The organism is Stenotrophomonas nitritireducens (assembly GCF_050984405.1).
Taxonomy (GTDB): Bacteria; Pseudomonadota; Gammaproteobacteria; order Xanthomonadales; family Xanthomonadaceae; genus Stenotrophomonas; species Stenotrophomonas nitritireducens_B.
Genome location: NZ_CP158790.1, coordinates 860,837 through 878,660 on the forward strand (window position 1 = coordinate 860,837; position 17,824 = coordinate 878,660).

General features: G+C 63.6%; 9 protein-coding genes and 1 CRISPR repeat array. Of the genes, 1 reads left to right on the forward strand and 8 read right to left on the reverse strand.

Translation table 11 applies throughout. The features are described from left to right. Positions 1–29: 29 nt before the first annotated feature. The 7 genes from ABTV91_RS03620 to cas1f all read right to left on the reverse strand — a co-directional run bounded on the left by ABTV91_RS03620 (position 30) and on the right by cas1f (position 14,976). A complete protein-coding gene (locus tag ABTV91_RS03620) occupies positions 30–569 on the reverse strand; it encodes a gamma carbonic anhydrase family protein (RefSeq protein ID WP_433853269.1) in 540 nt (179 codons plus the stop codon). Positions 570–768: 199 nt separating this feature from the next. Beyond that, positions 769–6,079: a CRISPR direct-repeat array (repeat unit 28 nt; unit sequence TTTCTGAGCTGCCTACGCGGCAGCGAAC). Between the two features lie 130 nt (positions 6,080–6,209). Then, a complete protein-coding gene (gene cas6f, locus ABTV91_RS03625; RefSeq protein WP_433853270.1) occupies positions 6,210–6,776 on the reverse strand; it encodes a type I-F CRISPR-associated endoribonuclease Cas6/Csy4 in 567 nt (188 codons plus the stop codon). 5 nt (positions 6,777–6,781) lie between these two features. Then, on the reverse strand, positions 6,782–7,807 hold the full coding sequence (gene csy3, locus ABTV91_RS03630) for a type I-F CRISPR-associated protein Csy3 (protein ID WP_433853271.1): 1,026 nt from the start codon (positions 7,805–7,807) through the stop codon (positions 6,782–6,784). 23 nt (positions 7,808–7,830) lie between these two features. Further along, a complete protein-coding gene (gene csy2, locus ABTV91_RS03635) occupies positions 7,831–8,847 on the reverse strand; it encodes a type I-F CRISPR-associated protein Csy2 (RefSeq protein ID WP_433853272.1) in 1,017 nt (338 codons plus the stop codon). Next, entirely contained in the window at positions 8,844–10,196 is a 1,353-nt protein-coding gene (gene csy1, locus ABTV91_RS03640) for a type I-F CRISPR-associated protein Csy1 (RefSeq protein ID WP_433853273.1), read from the reverse strand. Before csy1 ends, csy2 begins: the two co-directional genes overlap by 4 nt. A gap of 398 nt (positions 10,197–10,594) precedes the next feature. Next, the gene (gene cas3f, locus ABTV91_RS03645) at positions 10,595–13,966 is read right to left on the reverse strand and encodes a type I-F CRISPR-associated helicase Cas3f (RefSeq protein ID WP_433853274.1); all 3,372 of its coding nucleotides are present in this window, start codon (positions 13,964–13,966) and stop codon (positions 10,595–10,597) included. Beyond that, entirely contained in the window at positions 13,963–14,976 is a 1,014-nt protein-coding gene (gene cas1f / locus ABTV91_RS03650; protein ID WP_433853275.1) for a type I-F CRISPR-associated endonuclease Cas1f, read from the reverse strand. The genes cas3f and cas1f overlap by 4 nt, the downstream gene beginning before the upstream one ends. 276 nt (positions 14,977–15,252) lie before the next feature. Between cas1f and ABTV91_RS03655 the strand changes: the two genes are divergently transcribed. Further along, complete coding sequence (locus ABTV91_RS03655; protein WP_433853276.1) at positions 15,253–15,609, forward strand: SymE family type I addiction module toxin; 357 nt, start codon at positions 15,253–15,255, stop codon at positions 15,607–15,609. Between the two features lie 180 nt (positions 15,610–15,789). On the opposite strand, the gene mnmG is transcribed toward ABTV91_RS03655, so the two are convergent. Further along, complete coding sequence (mnmG, locus tag ABTV91_RS03660) at positions 15,790–17,679, reverse strand: tRNA uridine-5-carboxymethylaminomethyl(34) synthesis enzyme MnmG (RefSeq protein WP_433853277.1); 1,890 nt, start codon at positions 17,677–17,679, stop codon at positions 15,790–15,792. Positions 17,680–17,824 lie beyond the last annotated feature (145 nt).

A 17,824-nucleotide genomic window follows, 5' to 3' on the forward strand; every position in this document is an offset into this window, starting at 1 on the left:
TAGCTGCGGGGCTTGCCCCGCAGGCTCCTTCAGCCCGCCATTCCCAGGTACTGGTCCTTCAACCGCACGTAATGGTCCGCCGAATAGCGCAGCCCCTCGATGTCCTTCTCGCTCAAGGTGCGCACCGGCCGCGCCGGGTTGCCCACCCACAACTCGCCGCGCGCCACCCGCTTGCCCGGCCCCACCACCGCCCCGGCGCCGATGAACGCCTCGTCCTCGATCACCGCGCCATCCAGCACGCACGCGCCCATGCCGATCAGGCAGTAATCGCCAATGCGGCACGCATGGATGATGCAGCCATGCCCCACGGTCACGCCCTCGCCGATCAGCGTGGGGTACCCGCCCTTGTTGTACGGGCTCTCGTGGCTGACATGGATGATGGTGCCGTCCTGCACGTTGGTGCGCGCCCCGATGCGCACATGGTTCACATCGCCCCGGATCACCGTGCCCGGCCACACCGACACGTCATCGCCCAGCACCACGTCGCCGATGATGGTGCACGCGGGGTCGATGTAGACGCGCTGGCCGAGGGTGGGGGATTTTTCCAGGAAGGGGCGGAGGGAAGTCACTGAAAGAGTCCAAGGGTGGTCGTCCGACTTTGGATGATAGGCGTATGCCTTGCTTTCTCCTACATCGGATGGAGTGGCGGAAGTGAAGTGGCTGCCAAGCGGAATGAACAGAAAACCTGAAGGTCTAACTGGATACCGTCGAAGGTTTATAGGTTGGTTGCTCTGCAGCGAACTCAAAGAATCCAAGATATAAACTTCATTCCTGAGCTGCCTACGCGGCAGCGAACCCCAGCACCAGGAGGAATGCCGCGGAGTCGATTTTCTGAGCTGCCTACGCGGCAGCGAACGTGCGGTTGTCCGGGTGCCACTCCGGGCCGATTTTCTGAGCTGCCTACGCGGCAGCGAACTCACCGGTGAAGGTAATCTCTGCGTTGTACATTTTCTGAGCTGCCTACGCGGCAGCGAACGCGCGCTCGATCAGCACGCGGCTCATCTTGCCTTTCTGAGCTGCCTACGCGGCAGCGAACACCAGCACGAACCCCTCCGGCGCGGCGCGCAGTTTCTGAGCTGCCTACGCGGCAGCGAACGCCCGGCTGCAGGAACAGGGCTACTACGTCGTTTTCTGAGCTGCCTACGCGACAGCGAACGTCGTCCAGGCCCAGCTTACGGCGCATGGCCTTTTCTGAGCTGCCTACGCGGCAGCGAACATGGCGGCGCGCCTGGACAAGTCCCTGGCTAATTTCTGAGCTGCCTACGCGGCAGCGAACGCGGTGCCGACCTGCGCGGTGCCGACCTGAGCTTTCTGAGCTGCCTACGCGGCAGCGAACCGCATGGGCCGTCCGCTCGACAATGCCCGCAATTTCTGAGCTGCCTACGCGGCAGCGAACAATAGCGCTACGCTCTTCGTCATTCCGTGCGCTTTCTGAGCTGCCTACGCGGCAGCGAACGACACCGCCCACGTCTGCCAGGACCTGCAACATTTCTGAGCTGCCTACGCGGCAGCGAACGAAAGCGCCCTGAAGCGCACAGCGATGCCGAGTTTCTGAGCTGCCTACGCAGCAGCGAACGCGAAGAGTGCGAGTTGAAGGACCCGGTGGAATTTCTGAGCTGCCTACGCGGCAGCGAACCAGGGAGTGGGGATGAAAGACAAGCTCTTGATTTTCTGAGCTGCCTACGCGGCAGCGAACATGCCACAGCGCGGCCAGGTAGCCATCGGTCATTTCTGAGCTGCCTACGCGGCAGCGAACGCTGCCACGCTTCTCGAACAAGGGGCGGGAAATTTCTGAGCTGCCTACGCGGCAGCGAACGGCATGGTACTCGCGCAGGAATCGGTCAAGGTTTTCTGAGCTGCCTACGCGGCAGCGAACGACGTTTGGGGGCAGGGTGCCTACTTCGTTGATTTCTGAGCTGCCTACGCGGCAGCAAACCTTCAGCACGAGGCGGCGGCCTTTGCCGATGATTTCTGAGCTGCCTACGCGGCAGCGAACGAGGTCACGGGTGTCGCTGCCCTGGTGAGCCATTTCTGAGCTGCCTACGCGGCAGCGAACGCACGCGGGAGGGGTCAGACCGGGTTCGGATTTTTCTGAGCTGCCTACGCGGCAGCGAACCTCGCCGGGGCGGTCCTCCAACGCGGCACGACTTTCTGAGCTGCCTACGCGGCAGCGAACAGGGGCGCGTCGTCCTCGCTCTCGGTCTCGACTTTCTGAGCTGCCTACGCGGCAGCGAACTTCGTAGCCCCAGCCGCCCGCCAGGCCGTGCATTTCTGAGCTGCCTACGCGGCAGCGAACGGTGGCCTCCAGCTCGGACCTGCCCATCCACTTTTCTGAGCTGCCTACGCGGCAGCGAACATCCTCGCCGTTGACGATTTCGACCATGCCGATTTCTGAGCTGCCTACGCGGCAGCGAACTGGGCAGTGGACAAGCCGCTGCACCCGCAGCTTTTCTGAGCTGCCTACGCGGCAGCGAACGTCGCCGGCGGGCTCGGCAACTGGCCTTGAGTTTTCTGAGCTGCCTACGCGGCAGCGAACGTGACCCTGCGCCGGCTCAACCAGAGGAACACTTTCTGAGCTGCCTACGCGGCAGCGAACAGGACGTGTACCTGACGATCATGTCGGTCTCTTTTCTGAGCTGCCTACGCGGCAGCGAACCGCGGCGCAGATGCGCGGGCTCGTGACGATCATTTCTGAGCTGCCTACGCGGCAGCGAACGTCGAAGCAGTCATCTGGATTTCCTTCTGTATTTTCTGAGCTGCCTACGCGGCAGCGAACCGGCGAGGCTCACGCCTTCATCGGGGTTGCTGTTTCTGAGCTGCCTACGCGGCAGCGAACGTGGAGAGGATAGCGTTCGTTTCGGCATGAATTTTCTGAGCTGCCTACGCGGCAGCGAACGGTCGCGTTCGCAGTCGCTGCGATACGGCTCCTTTCTGAGCTGCCTACGCGGCAGCGAACCTGATCGAGGGCCAGCTGACCGCATCACCGAATTTCTGAGCTGCCTACGCGGCAGCGAACCGTCGACAACGAGCGGCGTCTGGTGTCGGTCAGTTTCTGAGCTGCCTACGCGGCAGCGAACACCGCGCCCTCGGCGCCGACGCCCAGGGTCTGTTTCTGAGCTGCCTACGCGGCAGCGAACACCGCCGTCCATGCCGGCCTTGCCGACTTCATTTTCTGAGCTGCCTACGCGGCAGCGAACATTGAGGCCCGGGCTTCATGCGTGCCGCTCCGGTTTCTGAGCTGCCTACGCGGCAGCGAACGGCGGCTACGCTGAGCGCGTCGAGTGGCTGATTTTCTGAGCTGCCTACGCGGCAGCGAACACGGGTGATGAACTGATGCGCGCCAGGATTGGTTTCTGAGCTGCCTACGCGGCAGCGAACATGAGCTGGCTCTTTTCGCAGGCGCTGGTGGATTTCTGAGCTGCCTACGCGGCAGCGAACGGTCAAGTACGCGAGGTCCATGGCGTCGCGCATTTCTGAGCTGCCTACGCGGCAGCGAACCTCGAACTCGCGGGGGAACGTGTTCATGTTCATTTCTGAGCTGCCTACGCGGCAGCGAACGCGGTATCGGGACTACAGCGAACAGCCGCGGATTTCTGAGCTGCCTACGCGGCAGCGAACCGCATGCGGCAGCATTTCGGGCCGAGCCTGATTTTCTGAGCTGCCTACGCGGCAGCGAACGAAGTTCTGCACCTCGATGTTCAGCACCAGGTTTTCTGAGCTGCCTACGCGGCAGCGAACCTCGATGACATGCTCCACGGCCTGCGCGCCAATTTCTGAGCTGCCTACGCGGCAGCGAACATGTTGTGCGTTGCGATGGTCGCGCCCGGATCTTTCTGAGCTGCCTACGCGGCAGCGAACCAGGGGGGAGGCTGGGATATCTAGCCGGAAGATTTCTGAGCTGCCTACGCGGCAGCGAACGCGTGACAGCTGTTCCGGCAGCACCTGCGTGTTTTCTGAGCTGCCTACGCGGCAGCGAACATAAGGTGCCGTATAACTTTCACAGTCGGAATTTTTCTGAGCTGCCTACGCGGCAGCGAACGTACTCGGGCTAGTGAACAAAGGCATCGGCAATTTCTGAGCTGCCTACGCGGCAGCGAACGTAAGCCAGCTTTTCGATGATTGCGCCCGCCATTTCTGAGCTGCCTACGCGGCAGCGAACTAACCCGCGTCTGCGCCTGGCGGATCACCAGCTTTCTGAGCTGCCTACGCGGCAGCGAACTGGACGTTCGTCAAGGGTCCGTTCCTGCAAGTTTTCTGAGCTGCCTACGCGGCAGCGAACCCGACAATGCAGCTTCGACGGCGGCGATGACATTTCTGAGCTGCCTACGCGGCAGCGAACTGATTTCGTCGGCGGCTGTGAATCGCCTTACTTTTCTGAGCTGCCTACGCGGCAGCGAACATCCATAGCCTGCTCGGCCTGGTCGAGCCGCATTTCTGAGCTGCCTACGCGGCAGCGAACGCGCAGCAGGTATTCGCGGTGCTGCGCGAGTTTTTCTGAGCTGCCTACGCGGCAGCGAACTTACATCGACGGGCGGTGAGCGAGTGTTCGCATTTCTGAGCTGCCTACGCGGCAGCGAACCTGAACGAACAGTTCGGAAGCGCCGAAGGGTTTTTCTGAGCTGCCTACGCGGCAGCGAACAATACGCGTGGACGATCCGTGCCACGAACGGTTTTCTGAGCTGCCTACGCGGCAGCGAACGCATGCCGATCCTCGCTGCCGCCCTTGGGGCTTTTCTGAGCTGCCTACGCGGCAGCGAACACAGACCGAATCGTCCAGGCAGTTCGGTTCAATTTCTGAGCTGCCTACGCGGCAGCGAACAACACGGCGGACGAGACGGGCTCAGGGTGGACTTTCTGAGCTGCCTACGCGGCAGCGAACATGCTGAGCGACGAGAAAATCGAAAGGCGGCTTTTCTGAGCTGCCTACGCGGCAGCGAACTTCAGGCCATCGATGCCGCCGCGCAGCTTGCTTTTCTGAGCTGCCTACGCGGCAGCGAACGGCGCGTTCACGAAGAACGCCGTTGTCGATCTTTTCTGAGCTGCCTACGCGGCAGCGAACGCGTGCGGTGGCGCCATATCGCCGAACCGGCCTTTCTGAGCTGCCTACGCGGCAGCGAACTGCGGGCTGTTGTCGACACCTGCCCGCTGGTCTTTCTGAGCTGCCTACGCGGCAGCGAACAACCGAGCGCTTCTACGCCGAGCAGTACGACTTTTCTGAGCTGCCTACGCGGCAGCGAACTTCGATGGTGACGATTACTACCTGATCAACGTTTTCTGAGCTGCCTACGCGGCAGCGAACCATTGCCGATGCGTTCGGCGTCACAGGCACATTTTCTGAGCTGCCTACGCGGCAGCGAACAAGTAGCCCGTGGGGATCCGCGGGAACTCCCATTTCTGAGCTGCCTACGCGGCAGCGAACGCGGCTGTCGATGAACTTCTCCAGGTCGCGCTTTTCTGAGCTGCCTACGCGGCAGCGAACGCCGACGAAATCAGCGAGCGCATGGCCTTCATTTTCTGAGCTGCCTACGCGGCAGCGAACGATGGCCCACAGATCGACCTTGTAGTCGTCCATTTCTGAGCTGCCTACGCGGCAGCGAACTGCGTATGGGCGATCAAGAAGCTGGTTAGCACTTTCTGAGCTGCCTACGCGGCAGCGAACACGCTGCGCGGTCGTTCGGCCCCCGTTACCCTTTTCTGAGCTGCCTACGCGGCAGCGAACGCGCGCGCGTTTCCTGATCGCGCGCCGACAGTTTTCTGAGCTGCCTACGCGGCAGCGAACACGAAACCGGTACTCGCCCAAGGCTCCGGCAATTTCTGAGCTGCCTACGCGGCAGCGAACCGCGAACGCCGTGGTGGAAGTCTTGGGCCATTTTTCTGAGCTGCCTACGCGGCAGCGAACGAGGCAGTGCCATCGTGGGATTCTCCGTTGAATTTCTGAGCTGCCTACGCGGCAGCGAACGCCGGGTTGAAGCTGTTGTCCGCGACCTCCTTTTTCTGAGCTGCCTACGCGGCAGCGAACATCCGACTTCGCGTCGCGGGCGCTGGTGTCCATTTCTGAGCTGCCTACGCGGCAGCGAACTAGACGAATTTCACGTCAAGTCATTGGTAATGCTAAGGAAATTCATGATTAAAGGAATGCCCCCAAATTTCCGGGGGCATTCGCAAGTCACTGATTTTCAAAGAGCGCTACTGACTCCCTGGAAATAGGGTCAGAACCACGGGATGGTGCTGGTGCTGCTCAATCCGTGGCTGTTGAACGTCCCCGGTGTGGGGGTGTCCGCCAACGGACCCAGGGCGACGAACAGGCAGAAGGGCTGCCCTGTGCTGCGGCTGCGCAGGTGCAGGTAGGGCAGGTTGGGGCGGCGCTCCACGGTCTGGGGGATGGCTTGTTGCGCTTGCTGTTCGGTCTCCCCCTTGCGCCGCATGCGACGGCGGCGCAGGCGTTCGGCGTTGGTCTTGAACTGCCGGCGGTGCACGGTGCGCTGCGGTGCTCCTTCCGGAACCGGGGTGATCCCGGTAAGGCGTACGTGGTCGCGCAGACCCTTGAGCCAATCTTCCTGCAGGAAGCGACGCAGGGTGGCCTCGCTGCCATGCAGCCGCAGCACGGTGCCCAAGGTGCGAGGAGTAGTGCTGTAGCCCGGGAAGCTCGCACCGATGTCCTCGATACGCCGCTGGACCAGCGCCAGGTGCAGGCGGTCGTAGAGCGCGCCAAGTAGTTGCGGGGCGGTGGTCTCCGGATCGGGGACCACCTGGATGTCGACATGGTGGCTGGTCATGGTGTTCAGCCTGCTTCGCCGAACACGCCGCCCCTAACCAGGGTGGCGATGACGAAGTGCTGCTGCTCCACCGGTGGCGCCTTGTCCTTCAGTACCCAGGCATCGAGCAGGTTGTAGAAATCCTGTTTTTCCTTGGGTTGGCGATAGGCCTTGCCCTGCGTGGTCACCGAGCCGTAAGGCTCTACCGCGATGGGGCCGTTGCTGGCCGCCTCCGGATACCAGGTGTCCACCGTGCGCAGCGCATTGCCGAGCTTCTGGGAGTGGATGGCAGCCACCTTGTCGACGTGGTACAGGGTCTTGCTCTTCTTGCCGGCCGCCTTGTCCAGGATGAGTTCCTGGGAGGGGAAAACCTCCTGGCCAGCGCCCATGCGGACGAAAGCGGTGACCTGCAGCAGTACGTGGTTGTCACCGGCCAGGCCAGCGGCGATCAGCTCGCCCAGTTCGGCCAGGGCGGCGGCTTCCCCGGCCGGCGCCACGAGATCGTGCAGCGAATGTGCAAGCGCATCGAAGGTCCACTGCTGGACGGGCTTGCCGTCGCGCAGATGGGACACCGTCACCTCGACCTGTTCGGCGCCAATACGGTTGCGCCACAGGAAGCGGCCATTGGCCAGATTGGCTGCATAGCGGCGCGCCAGCTCGTTGAAGCCGTGCTGGCGTACGTAGCCGTCCACCGTTTCCAGCAGCTTGCTGCGATAGGCGGCGTCGTTGCAGGCCGAGGGCCTGCCGGTTCCACCAAGCACGCGCAAGGTGAACTGCACCTTCAGCGTGTCGGCATCGGCCGGCAATGCCGCCACATCGACGGTCTGCAGGTTGGGGTTCTGGATGGCGGCGTCCAGCTTGGCCGGATCCTGGCCGCTGGTTTTCAGGCGGTTGGAGATGGTGCCGCGCACGGATTTTTCGCGCAGGCCTACCGGTTTCCAGTCCGCCGCTTGGGTGCGTGCCGCCCAGTTTCCACTGGTGAACAGGGCATCGGACGGGTCCAGCTTGCGTTCGAAGGCCAGGACGGATGCGGTCTTGAGTTCCTTGGACATGATGGGATTCCTTTTCTACCGGGTCAGTAGGTGGTGGTGTCGAATTCAAAAGGCGTATCCAGCTCACCCTCGTCGAGAGGTTGCGCATGGTCGTTGCGACAGCGATACAGGCCTAGCTCGGGCTGCGTGTCGGCATACCAGAGCAGGCTTTCAGGCACATGCAGGCGGTGTGGGCTGATCCACTGGCCCACCGAGTACAGGCTTTCGACGAAGCGGAACGGCGTTCCGGCATCGCGGGCGTTGACCACGCTGCCGGCAGCGTGCAGTTCGCCCAGCGCGCCGTAACCCACTGGGATGGGAACCACCCAGCCATTGCCAGTTCGGTCGTTGGTCCAGCTGCCCTTGCCGGTATCGTGGTCGGCCTGCCAGCGCCAATTGATGCGGGCCAATGACAGCCAGGCATCCAACGGGCTTGGCGCCTTGCCTGATTGCTCCTGTTGCTGCAGGCGCTCGGCCAGCAGGTCGTCACGGCTCACAAGCGCGAAGCCAGGCAACAGGCGCATGCGTGCCTTGGCGAACAGTGCCTGGCGATCGGCTGCGGTGCCTGTCAGCTCCAGCGCCCAAGGTTGGTAGCGCCGACGCCAGGGATGGGCCGGCGGTATCAGGCTGCCACCTGCGATGCGCATGCCGGCCAGCAGTTCGGCCAGTGCCCGCAGATCGCCTTCGCGCGTTTCTGGCTGCTTCTGCCAGCGCAGGCTCGTGGCGGCCAGCAGCAGGCTCAGGCCCAAATGGATGCGACCCTCCTCGACGATCGCAGAGCTGCCGCCGTCTTTGTTCACCGGGTTGCGGGTCAGGTAGAAGCTGTTGACGAAGCCGCCTTCGGTGGCCAATTCGCGATGTTGGTGGCAGACCACTCCCACGGCATTGAACCGGACATCCAGTCCCGCGGCTTCCGCCTTGCGCTGCAAGGCCCACATCAGCCCCAGGAACGCCGTCATCGATGGGAAGCCGTGCGTCAGCGGGCCGGAAATGGCGTTGGCGTTCTGCACCTGCAGATGCGGGAAAACAAGCAGGTGATCGAATTGCGGGCAAGTGCTCATGCCGTGCCTCCTTTCGGCGCGCGCCGCTGCACGGGTACCGGCCAGGTCGCATCGACGACCGCATGGCGCGCCCAGTGCCGGTACTCCGCGTCCCCGACGGCGACCAGTCCGGCGGAACGCAGCCGGTCGTTCAACCAGTTGGCGAAATCGCCCGCCACCTGATCCGGCCAATCGCCGAACTCCCAGGCAGCGATGAAGGCTTCGTCCTCGGCGGCCAGCTCTGGTTGCGGGCGCGGATCCAGCTCCACGCGTTCGGGGTCCAGCCAGACCTGCTGGTGCAGGGGCAAGGTGCAGCTTTCGTTCCTCGTCCATCCCGGTTCGAAACGAACCTGCGTTTCCACGGCAAAGATGGCCAGCTGAGCTCCCAGTTCCTGCGCCAGTTCGGAGCGCTTCCGTCGCGTTGCATCGGTAGGGGACGGATTGGACAGAAGAAAGCTGGCCAGTTGGTCGACGGTGTCGCGAACGCCAGGGAACCAAGCCAGGCGATCCATTGCCGATTCGAGATTCAGCAGCTTGCGCGGTTGCTCGATGTCCCAGCTCGGCGGCAGGGAGGCAAGCAGGTAGTTGACGCCGCCGCGTTCGCTGTTGAGCTGCGACACATTCTGGGGCTTGGTGCCCCCCAGCTTGCGGGCGACCAGGTTGCGGTAGTCGCGGTAGGGCGTTTCGTGCGCCTCCTTGGCGCGGAACGCCTGCCGTGCGGCCTTGTTGTCCTCACCGAAACGCGCGTTCTGGATCTCGGCATGCACGGCATGGGCCAGGCTGCTGGAGAACAGGGGTTGCAACAGGTGATAGGCCGCGTCTTCGGTGGCGGGGCCGTCGACCAGCCAGTACAGCTGTTTGGCGGCCTCGTGCGACGCGGGATGGGTATCGCCGCGGACCAGGCCGCTGAAGGCCTTCATCCAGCTGTCTGCGGTCTTGGCATCCGCGTGCAGAGCTGAGCGCAGGTCCGCATCGCCGGCCTGCATCCAATCCAGCAGCCGGCGTCCCTCCACTTCGATCTTGAGGAACTTGAATACATCCAGTGCTGCGGCATTGCCCACGACATCCTCTGCGAAGTCGTCGCCCAGCACATGGGTGCCGATCTCGGCGTGGCGGGGCAGGGCGTCTGGCCGCACGTGCAGGCTGCTGCCCCGCGCGTCCGGGTGGGTCGCCTTGAGTACGTGGGTGACTGCCTGGATCTGGCCTACCCGGCGGGCGGCATCGGCCAACCAGGCGCCATAGTCGTATTTGGCCGAGATATCGCCTTCTTCCTCCTTGCCTTTCAGCTTGGCCTCGCGCCGGGCTTCGATGAAGCCGGCGATGGCCGAGCGGAAACGGCCGGAGCGAAGACGTTCCGATGTTTCGTTCATGGAGAATCCTTTCATTCGCCCGTTGCAGGGCGTGCCTGTAGAATCCCCACGGCAGCGAGCTGCCGTGGGGTGTCGTGAGGGTTCTACCCTCGGACGCATATTCTGGAAAAGCGTCGATAAAACACTTCCACATCCTCCTTTGCACAGCAGTCCTTGTGCGTAGGTCCGGGGACCAACCGGCTCTCTGTTCGCCCGGAGTCATGCCAGTGACTCCGGGCTTCTTACCATTTATGTGTAAATTGCAGATCGACAAGATATAAGGTCTTGGTGCAGACTATGGCTTAAACGATCAGCAGGTGCAAGACCACTCTGCCGTGTAGGCAGCTCAGGAAATTTAGGTGTGGAATGCTGATCGTTGCTTGCTGCCGAACAGGCAGCTGGGGCAGGGATGCCCCACCTCATGCCATGTCGCCAAAGCCAAGCAATGGATGCCATCGCCAGCCATTCGGATTGGAATGCACCTCGACCGTGGCGAAGCGTCGGGCGCAGTAGTCCAGCGAGTCTCCCGAGTGTGCGGTCTGATCTTCCAGCAGGGACATCAGCTCGAACTGCCCCCAGGGGCTGATTCCGGTGCCGAAGGTCAGCGGGACATCCCTGCGTTGGCTCTGCTCGACCAGGATGTACAGGGGAGCGGAACGCCGGTCGGCGGCTTCCTCGACCCGATGCAACAGCAGTCGTTCGCTCTCGTCGTCGGGCAGGAAAACCAGCGTCGTGGTTTGCATGGTCTGCCGCCGGAACCGCTGCTGTTGGGGGAGAACGCCGGTCAATGCGGCTTGTGGGTACTTCCACGCCACGTAAGCCTGATCCTGCTCGACAGGAGGAATCTGGCTTTCCGCGGTGGCAGGTACAGGCAGCATGCTGAGGGCGGTACGCGCCTGTTCCAGGTCCACGAGGCTGTGGCGTGTCCGCCAGATCTTCGACGGCCGCGGCTGGATACGCGGCAAGGCGTCGAGTACCTCGAACTCGGTCGGGTACAGCAATTCGGCAAGGCGATGCGTGGACAACTGCAGGCGTTTCTGAGCGGGGCTGGAGCCGGACTTCTCATAACCGGGCCGCTGGAATGCCAACCTGTCGGAATGAGCCTCTGCAAAGTGGCGAAGGTTGGTATCGAACACCAGCACATTCGCTTCCGACGATGCATGACCCCGATGTCGCTGCACGCGTCCAGCCAACTGGATCAATGAGCGCATGGACGAAGGTTCGGCTACTGCCCAGTCCGCATCCCAGTCCCGGCCAACCTCGCAGACGGGTGAAGCCAGCACCACGAACAAGTGCTGCGGTTCGGGGTGGGCATCCAGCGCGCTACGGATGGTGGGATGCTGGAATACGACGTTGGTGCCGCCGCGACGATTGAAGACGCCATCCAGCATTGCTTCTATGGCGGAGCGTTGCAGAAGGGGAAAACGCGCGTGATAGACGCAGAGGTGGATACGGATACCTTCTGGTGCATCCTGCGCGAACAGGGCTCGCGCAACGTCGAACAGCGGACCTATGTTTGCCATGCGCACCAGCCCGAAGCTGACCCGCTTTCCGCTGGCAGAGTCTGTCTGGAAGTGCGCCTGGTGGAGTTTCAGGCAGGCGTCGCGGACGTGTGGAGCGAACTCAGCGCGCTGCTGCTCGGGTTTCCTGTTTCCAAGCGACAGTGGCAGCAATCGTGCGCGGCGCAACGGTGCGACGTTCCTCAGTCGGGCGGCACGTTTTTCCACGAATCGCAGGTGTTGCTGTTCGAAGTCCTGGCCACTCACGCCCGCCACCTGCACGCCGAACTCGTCCGCCCATAGGCAAGGAATCTCAGCTCCAACATTCGCGGCTCCTGGCTCGCCCCGGTTCTGGCGATACAGCCGTCGCCCGGCACGGTAGGCGAGATACATGCCAGTGACCAAGGACGGTGGAAGCGTGGCCGAGGACAACACCACGCGGCTGCCCAGCATGCCAGCCCAGTGCACCAGCCGGGTGAGTGCCGGCATGTCGTCCAGGTCGTAATCATCGAGTTCGTCGAGCACCAGGTCGGCACTCATCAGGCGCAGCATCGGCGCGATCTGGCGGCCGGCACGCAGGGACTCCGTGGCAGGCACCATGTGGTCCACCGTGCAGACCAGCACGGGCGCCGACAGCAGGTTGCGGATGTCCGGATCGTGCAGGGCGCGCGACACCAACGGATGCTGGCTGCTGTTGCCCTCGTAAAGGACGTGGCTGTCCTCCTCGATAAGGTCCTGGATGGATGCCGATCCGGAAGACTCTGCCAGCTGTTCGTAGTATTCGAACAACGCCCGGCTCGCCGACCCGCCAACACGTATGGCCAGCTCGTCCTCTCCGAGATGGAGGTCGTTGCGGTAGCTGCGGCCGGTCTGCAGCGTGAGCGTGCGCAGGCCGAGCGCATACGTCACGCGCATGCCGAGTTGCGGATCGCTGAGTGCATGCAGGATACGTGCATTGGCCAGCGTCTTGCCGCAGCCCGTGGATGCCATGTTGACGATGAAGCCGCCGAGCTTCTGGCAGTCATGGCGCAGACTTGCCGCGGCATCAGCCGCCTTGTCCTGCCATGCGAACTTCGGGTTGCTGCTGCGTTTGCGCAGCCCCCGGTGATTGGCCAGCCGTGGAAGATGGCGCTCGAAGCCGGGAAGCGCATGCGCGACCATGCCTGCATCGCGGGCCACGCCGAGCAGGTGCTCAAGCAATGTCTGTTTGAGCTTCCCATCCTTGTGGGTGTTGGCATACAGCGTGCTGTCTGTCTTGACCTTCAGCCGATCAGGAGCATCCGGGGGCAGGCTGGAGTAATGGTGGTCAGCCAGCATCAGGCAAAGGCGCGCGAGATGCATGACGTAGGGATTGTCGATCCACCGGCTGTCGTCGCGTTGCTGTAGTTGCAACAAGCTTCTGGCAACGCGCGCAGCCTGATGCAGCCAGTCCTTTTCCATCACCGGCAGGACTGCAGCAGGTTCCCAGTAGGGCCGGGCTTCCTGGTCCGAAGGCGATTGAGATCTTTCATTCCATCCATGTGCGACCAGTGCCAGCGGTTCCTTCAGCCAGAGCTCATTCCAGTGCGCGGTACGGCACCCGAGCGGCTGCTGATCGCCGTCGCTGTCAAGCGCCGGAACAACGGGAAGACGATGGTGGCTGACCACCAGCCACGCTACGGCGGCAGCGAGGGGAGGCAGCCGTTGGAACGGGAAAGCGTGCGCGGCATCCATGCCGTCGCGCTGATAACGGCCCTCGGCCAGCCAGTCCAGTTCGTTGGCGTTCTCGCTATCGCTCAACCGATGCAGCCATCCTGCGTCATCATCGGTTCCGACGAAGGCCTGGAACAAGCGCAGCGATACCCACTCATGGCGATACAGGTTGCGTTCGGTACGGATGCCGCGCAGGCGCTCCTGGAAAGCGATGCTGGCCTTGCCCAGATCGTGCAGGAGGGCGGCCAACTGGGCCAGGAGCCGGATTGGCTGAGCGGTGTGCCAATCGTTCTCATCGTGGGTGCGCAGGATGTTGCGCCGAGTGGTGTTGGTCGGTACGGCGCCCTCGGCGTTGAAACGCCGGGCATCGCCAACCACCCACAACAGTTCGCTGTGGTCGCGTCCCCGGATCCAGTGACAGGCAACGGCGGTATTCTTCCGCGCGGTCCTGCGCAGCAATCGCCTCAGGGTATCCAGTCCCTCCTGGGTGATGGCGGTCTGCCAGGTGCGGTCGCCACGGCGCTCGGCGAACTGATCCAGGATGCGCCGTGTTTCGGAAAGCGCCCTTTTCTCGCACTGCGAGATCAGCAGGATGTTCAAGCCTTCACCTGCGCAGCCGTCGAGAGCGCGATGGCCTTGAGGCTGTCGATGATGAAGTCCAGCGACTCGCTGCGTGTGAGCGACTCGATGCAATGGCGGCGGAAACTCTGCTCGTCGTCGCCGCGCATCGCCGAGAGGAATGCGTGGGGAAGGATGCTGGCGTCCTTGATAAGGTCGGCGGCATCGAATACCAGCCCGCCGCGCCGGGTCTTTCCGTGCAGTACGGCCAGGCCATGCGGCAGGCCCAGTACCCAGCAGGCAGTGGCGCCCAATCCATAGGCGAGGTAATTGCCATGATCCAGGAAGCGATTCGCCGGATCTGTGCCGGTACCTCGTTTGGCGCGGCTGAATTCGCCATAGCCGACGGTATCCACCGCAAGCTTGAACAGGGCTTTGCTCAGGCGTGCTTCCTCGGTGAGCAGTGCCGTGGTGTCCTGCGCCAGTTCGATGTTGCGGCTTGAAGGTTGCAGCAGGCTTTCAAGCCGGCCGGCATCGACCTTGAAGCCAGCCTCATGCAACGCACGTTGCTGCCATTGCCTGGATAGCCGCTGCAGCCGCAGTTGCTGGAGCTGCTTGGCCGCCAGAAGACGGAGGTCGTCGTCGAACCAGAACTTCACCCACGCCTGCAGATACTCCGTAGGACGATACTCGCTCTGCGGCGAGAACCAGGCCACGTCGACGTCGATTTCGTTGGCGCTGAAGAGGGGCGTTCCACCCCCGCCACAGAAACCCACCAGAACGCCCGCCTTGGCCAGTTCGCGCATCGCTGCCTGGGTGACGGAGGTGCCGGTACCCAGAAGTACAGTGGTGGTGTTGGCGATCGGGATGTTCCAGTAAAGCGATTGCTTCCCGGCGTCGGTGACGTACTCGACGCGGCCTCCATTGACCAGTACCCGGCAGTGTTGAAGGTAGTAAATATTGGCCCGCTTTGAATGCAGGATTGTCTTCAGGTCCGAAGACTGCAACTGTTCCATGTCGATCCCCTGTGCCGTGCCATCCATGTGTGCCATGGATGGATCTCACGGAAGGAGACTGTAGCGGCAATCATGTTGATCAGGGTACTGCTGGGCGGCTCAGGTCGTTCCATTTGTCGCGCCCAATTGCGGGTTGGAACGGATGGCGGTTCTCTTATGGTCCTGTTGGCCATCTTGGATACTCATGGGCCGCCCCGATCCGTTGACGACTGTCGCTATCCGACAGCACTATTCACTGGTTGCGGCTGAAGTCCGCAGCCGGGTTTGGCAGCTCGAAAACACAAGGATTCCCTATCGCACAAGGAGTCCGACATGAGTCGTACCAAGGAAATCACGCGCGTTTCCACCGTTGCGTCCAACCGCAGCCCATCCAGGCACGAGGCATCCACGCCGCGGATGATCGATTCCGCGGCGGTTCCGGAGTTGTTCTCGCCGCCGTTGCCCATGCCATCCACATCCAGCGGCTGGGCGCGCATGCCCAAGCGCTGCACGATGGGCTACCTGTATTACGACGAGCGCCGGGGCCAGCAGGTCGTGGGCCGGGCCGTGCCCAAGCTGCGCCTGTCCGGCCGTTGGCTGGAACGTTGCGGCTTTGCCGTGGGCGATGCGTTGCAGGTGACGGTGGGGAACGGGTTGTTGTTGATCAGCCGCAGCACGAACGACGACTGAGCGGCGCGGCGCTGCGGCTGTTCAACGGTTGATGGCCGCAGCGGTGCGCTTTCCGCAGTCATGAAAAGAAGAAGCCCGCTTGCGCGGGCTTCTTCTTGGGTAACGCAGTCAGGTGCATGACGCGAAGGCGTTGCGCAGGAGATTAAAAGTCTTCTGCTCGACCAATGCTGACGGCTGGAGTCACGCCACCTTCCCGCGCCGAGCCCGCTCCAAGTGCACCAGCAGCAGCGAGATCGCGGCCGGGGTCATGCCGGGGATGCGCTGGGCCTGGCCGATGGTCTGCGGGCGCACGCGTTCGAGTTTCTGCAGCACTTCGGCGGAGAGGCCGCGCACGGCGGCGAAGTCGAAGCCCTCGGCAATGGCGGTGTTCTCGTGGCGCTGCTGGCGTTCGATCTCTTCGCGCTGGCGGTCCAGGTAGCCGGCGTACTTGACGCTGATTTCCACCTGTTCGGCCACGCGCGCATCGTCCACGCCGGGGCCGAGCGAGGGCACGCGCATGAGCTTGGCGTAGTCCAGTTCCGGGCGCTTGATCAGGTCGAGCACATTGGTTTCGCGGCTCACCGCCACGCCGGTGGTTTCCTGCACTTCGCGGCCCAGCGCATTGGCGGGGGTGGCCCACAGGCCGCGCAGGCGCGCGCTTTCGCTGGCCACGGCGGCCTGCTTGGTTTCGAAGGCGCGCCAGCGGCGGTCGTCGACCAGGCCCAGCTCGCGGCCGGTGGGGGTCAGGCGCGCGTCGGCGTTGTCCTCGCGCAGCTGCAGCCGGTATTCGGCGCGGCTGGTGAACATGCGGTAGGGCTCGCTGGTGCCGTGGGTGATCAGGTCGTCCACCAGCACGCCGATGTAGGCCTCGTCGCGGCGCGGGCACCAGCCCTGGCGCCCCTGCACGAACAGCGCGGCGTTGATGCCGGCCAGCAGGCCCTGCGCGCCGGCTTCCTCGTAGCCGGTGGTGCCGTTGATCTGGCCGGCGAAGAACAGGCCGGCGACCTGGCGGGTTTCCAGCGTGTTCTTGAGCCCGCGCGGGTCGAAGAAGTCGTATTCGATGGCGTAGCCGGGGCGGGTGATGTGCGCGTGCTCGAAGCCGCGGATGCTGCGCACCAGTTCCAGCTGCACGTCGAACGGCAGCGAGGTGGAAATGCCGTTGGGGTAGATCTCCACCACGTCCAGGCCTTCGGGCTCGACGAAGATCTGGTGGCTGTCCTTTTCGGCGAAGCGCACCACCTTGTCCTCGATGGACGGGCAGTAGCGCGGGCCGATGCCTTCGATCTGGCCGCTGTACAGCGGCGAGCGGTGCAGCGCGTTGCGGATCACCTCGTGGGTGCGCTCGCTGGTGTGGGTGATCCAGCAGCTCACCTGCCGCGGGTGCTCGGCGGCGCTGCCCAGATAGGACATCACCGGCAGCGGGTCGTCGCCGGGCTGTTCTTCCATGACGCTGTAGTCGAGCGAGCGGCCGTCGATGCGCGGCGGGGTGCCGGTCTTGAGCCGGTCGATGGCGAACGGGCGCTCGCGCAGGCGCGCGGCCAGCGTGGTGGCCGGCGGGTCGCCCATGCGCCCGGCGGTGTACTGGGTTTCGCCGATGTGGATCTTGCCGGCCAGGAAGGTGCCGGCGGTGAGCACCACGGCCGGCGCATGGAAGGTCAGCCCGGTCTGGGTGATGGCGCCGCGCACGGCGTCGCCTTCGATGACCAGGTCGTCCACCGCGGCCTGGAACACGGTGAGGTTGGGCTGCGATTCGACGATGCGGCGGATCGCCATGCGGTACAGGTTGCGATCGGCCTGGCAGCGGGTGGCGCGCACCGCCGGGCCCTTGGAGGCATTGAGCGTGCGCCACTGGATGCCGGCCAGGTCGGCGGCGTGCGCCATGGCCCCGCCCAGCGCGTCGATTTCCTTGACCAGGTGGCCCTTGCCGATGCCGCCGATGGCCGGGTTGCAGCTCATGGCGCCCACGGTTTCCACGTTGTGGGTCAGCAGCAGGGTGCGGGCGCCGCCGCGTGCCGCGGCCAGCGCGGCCTCGGTGCCGGCGTGGCCGCCGCCGATGACGATGACGTCGTAACGATGGAAGGAGTCGGTCATGGGTGGGATGGACGCTTGAAGTGTGAAGTCCGTCGTCGGCCGGCGGCATGCGCCTTGGGCGACGGTGTGGTGATTTTACCGCCAATGCCTGGTGGGCACGGACGCGACCCTAAAGTTGGCACACAAACTGCAGCTAACGTCTTTG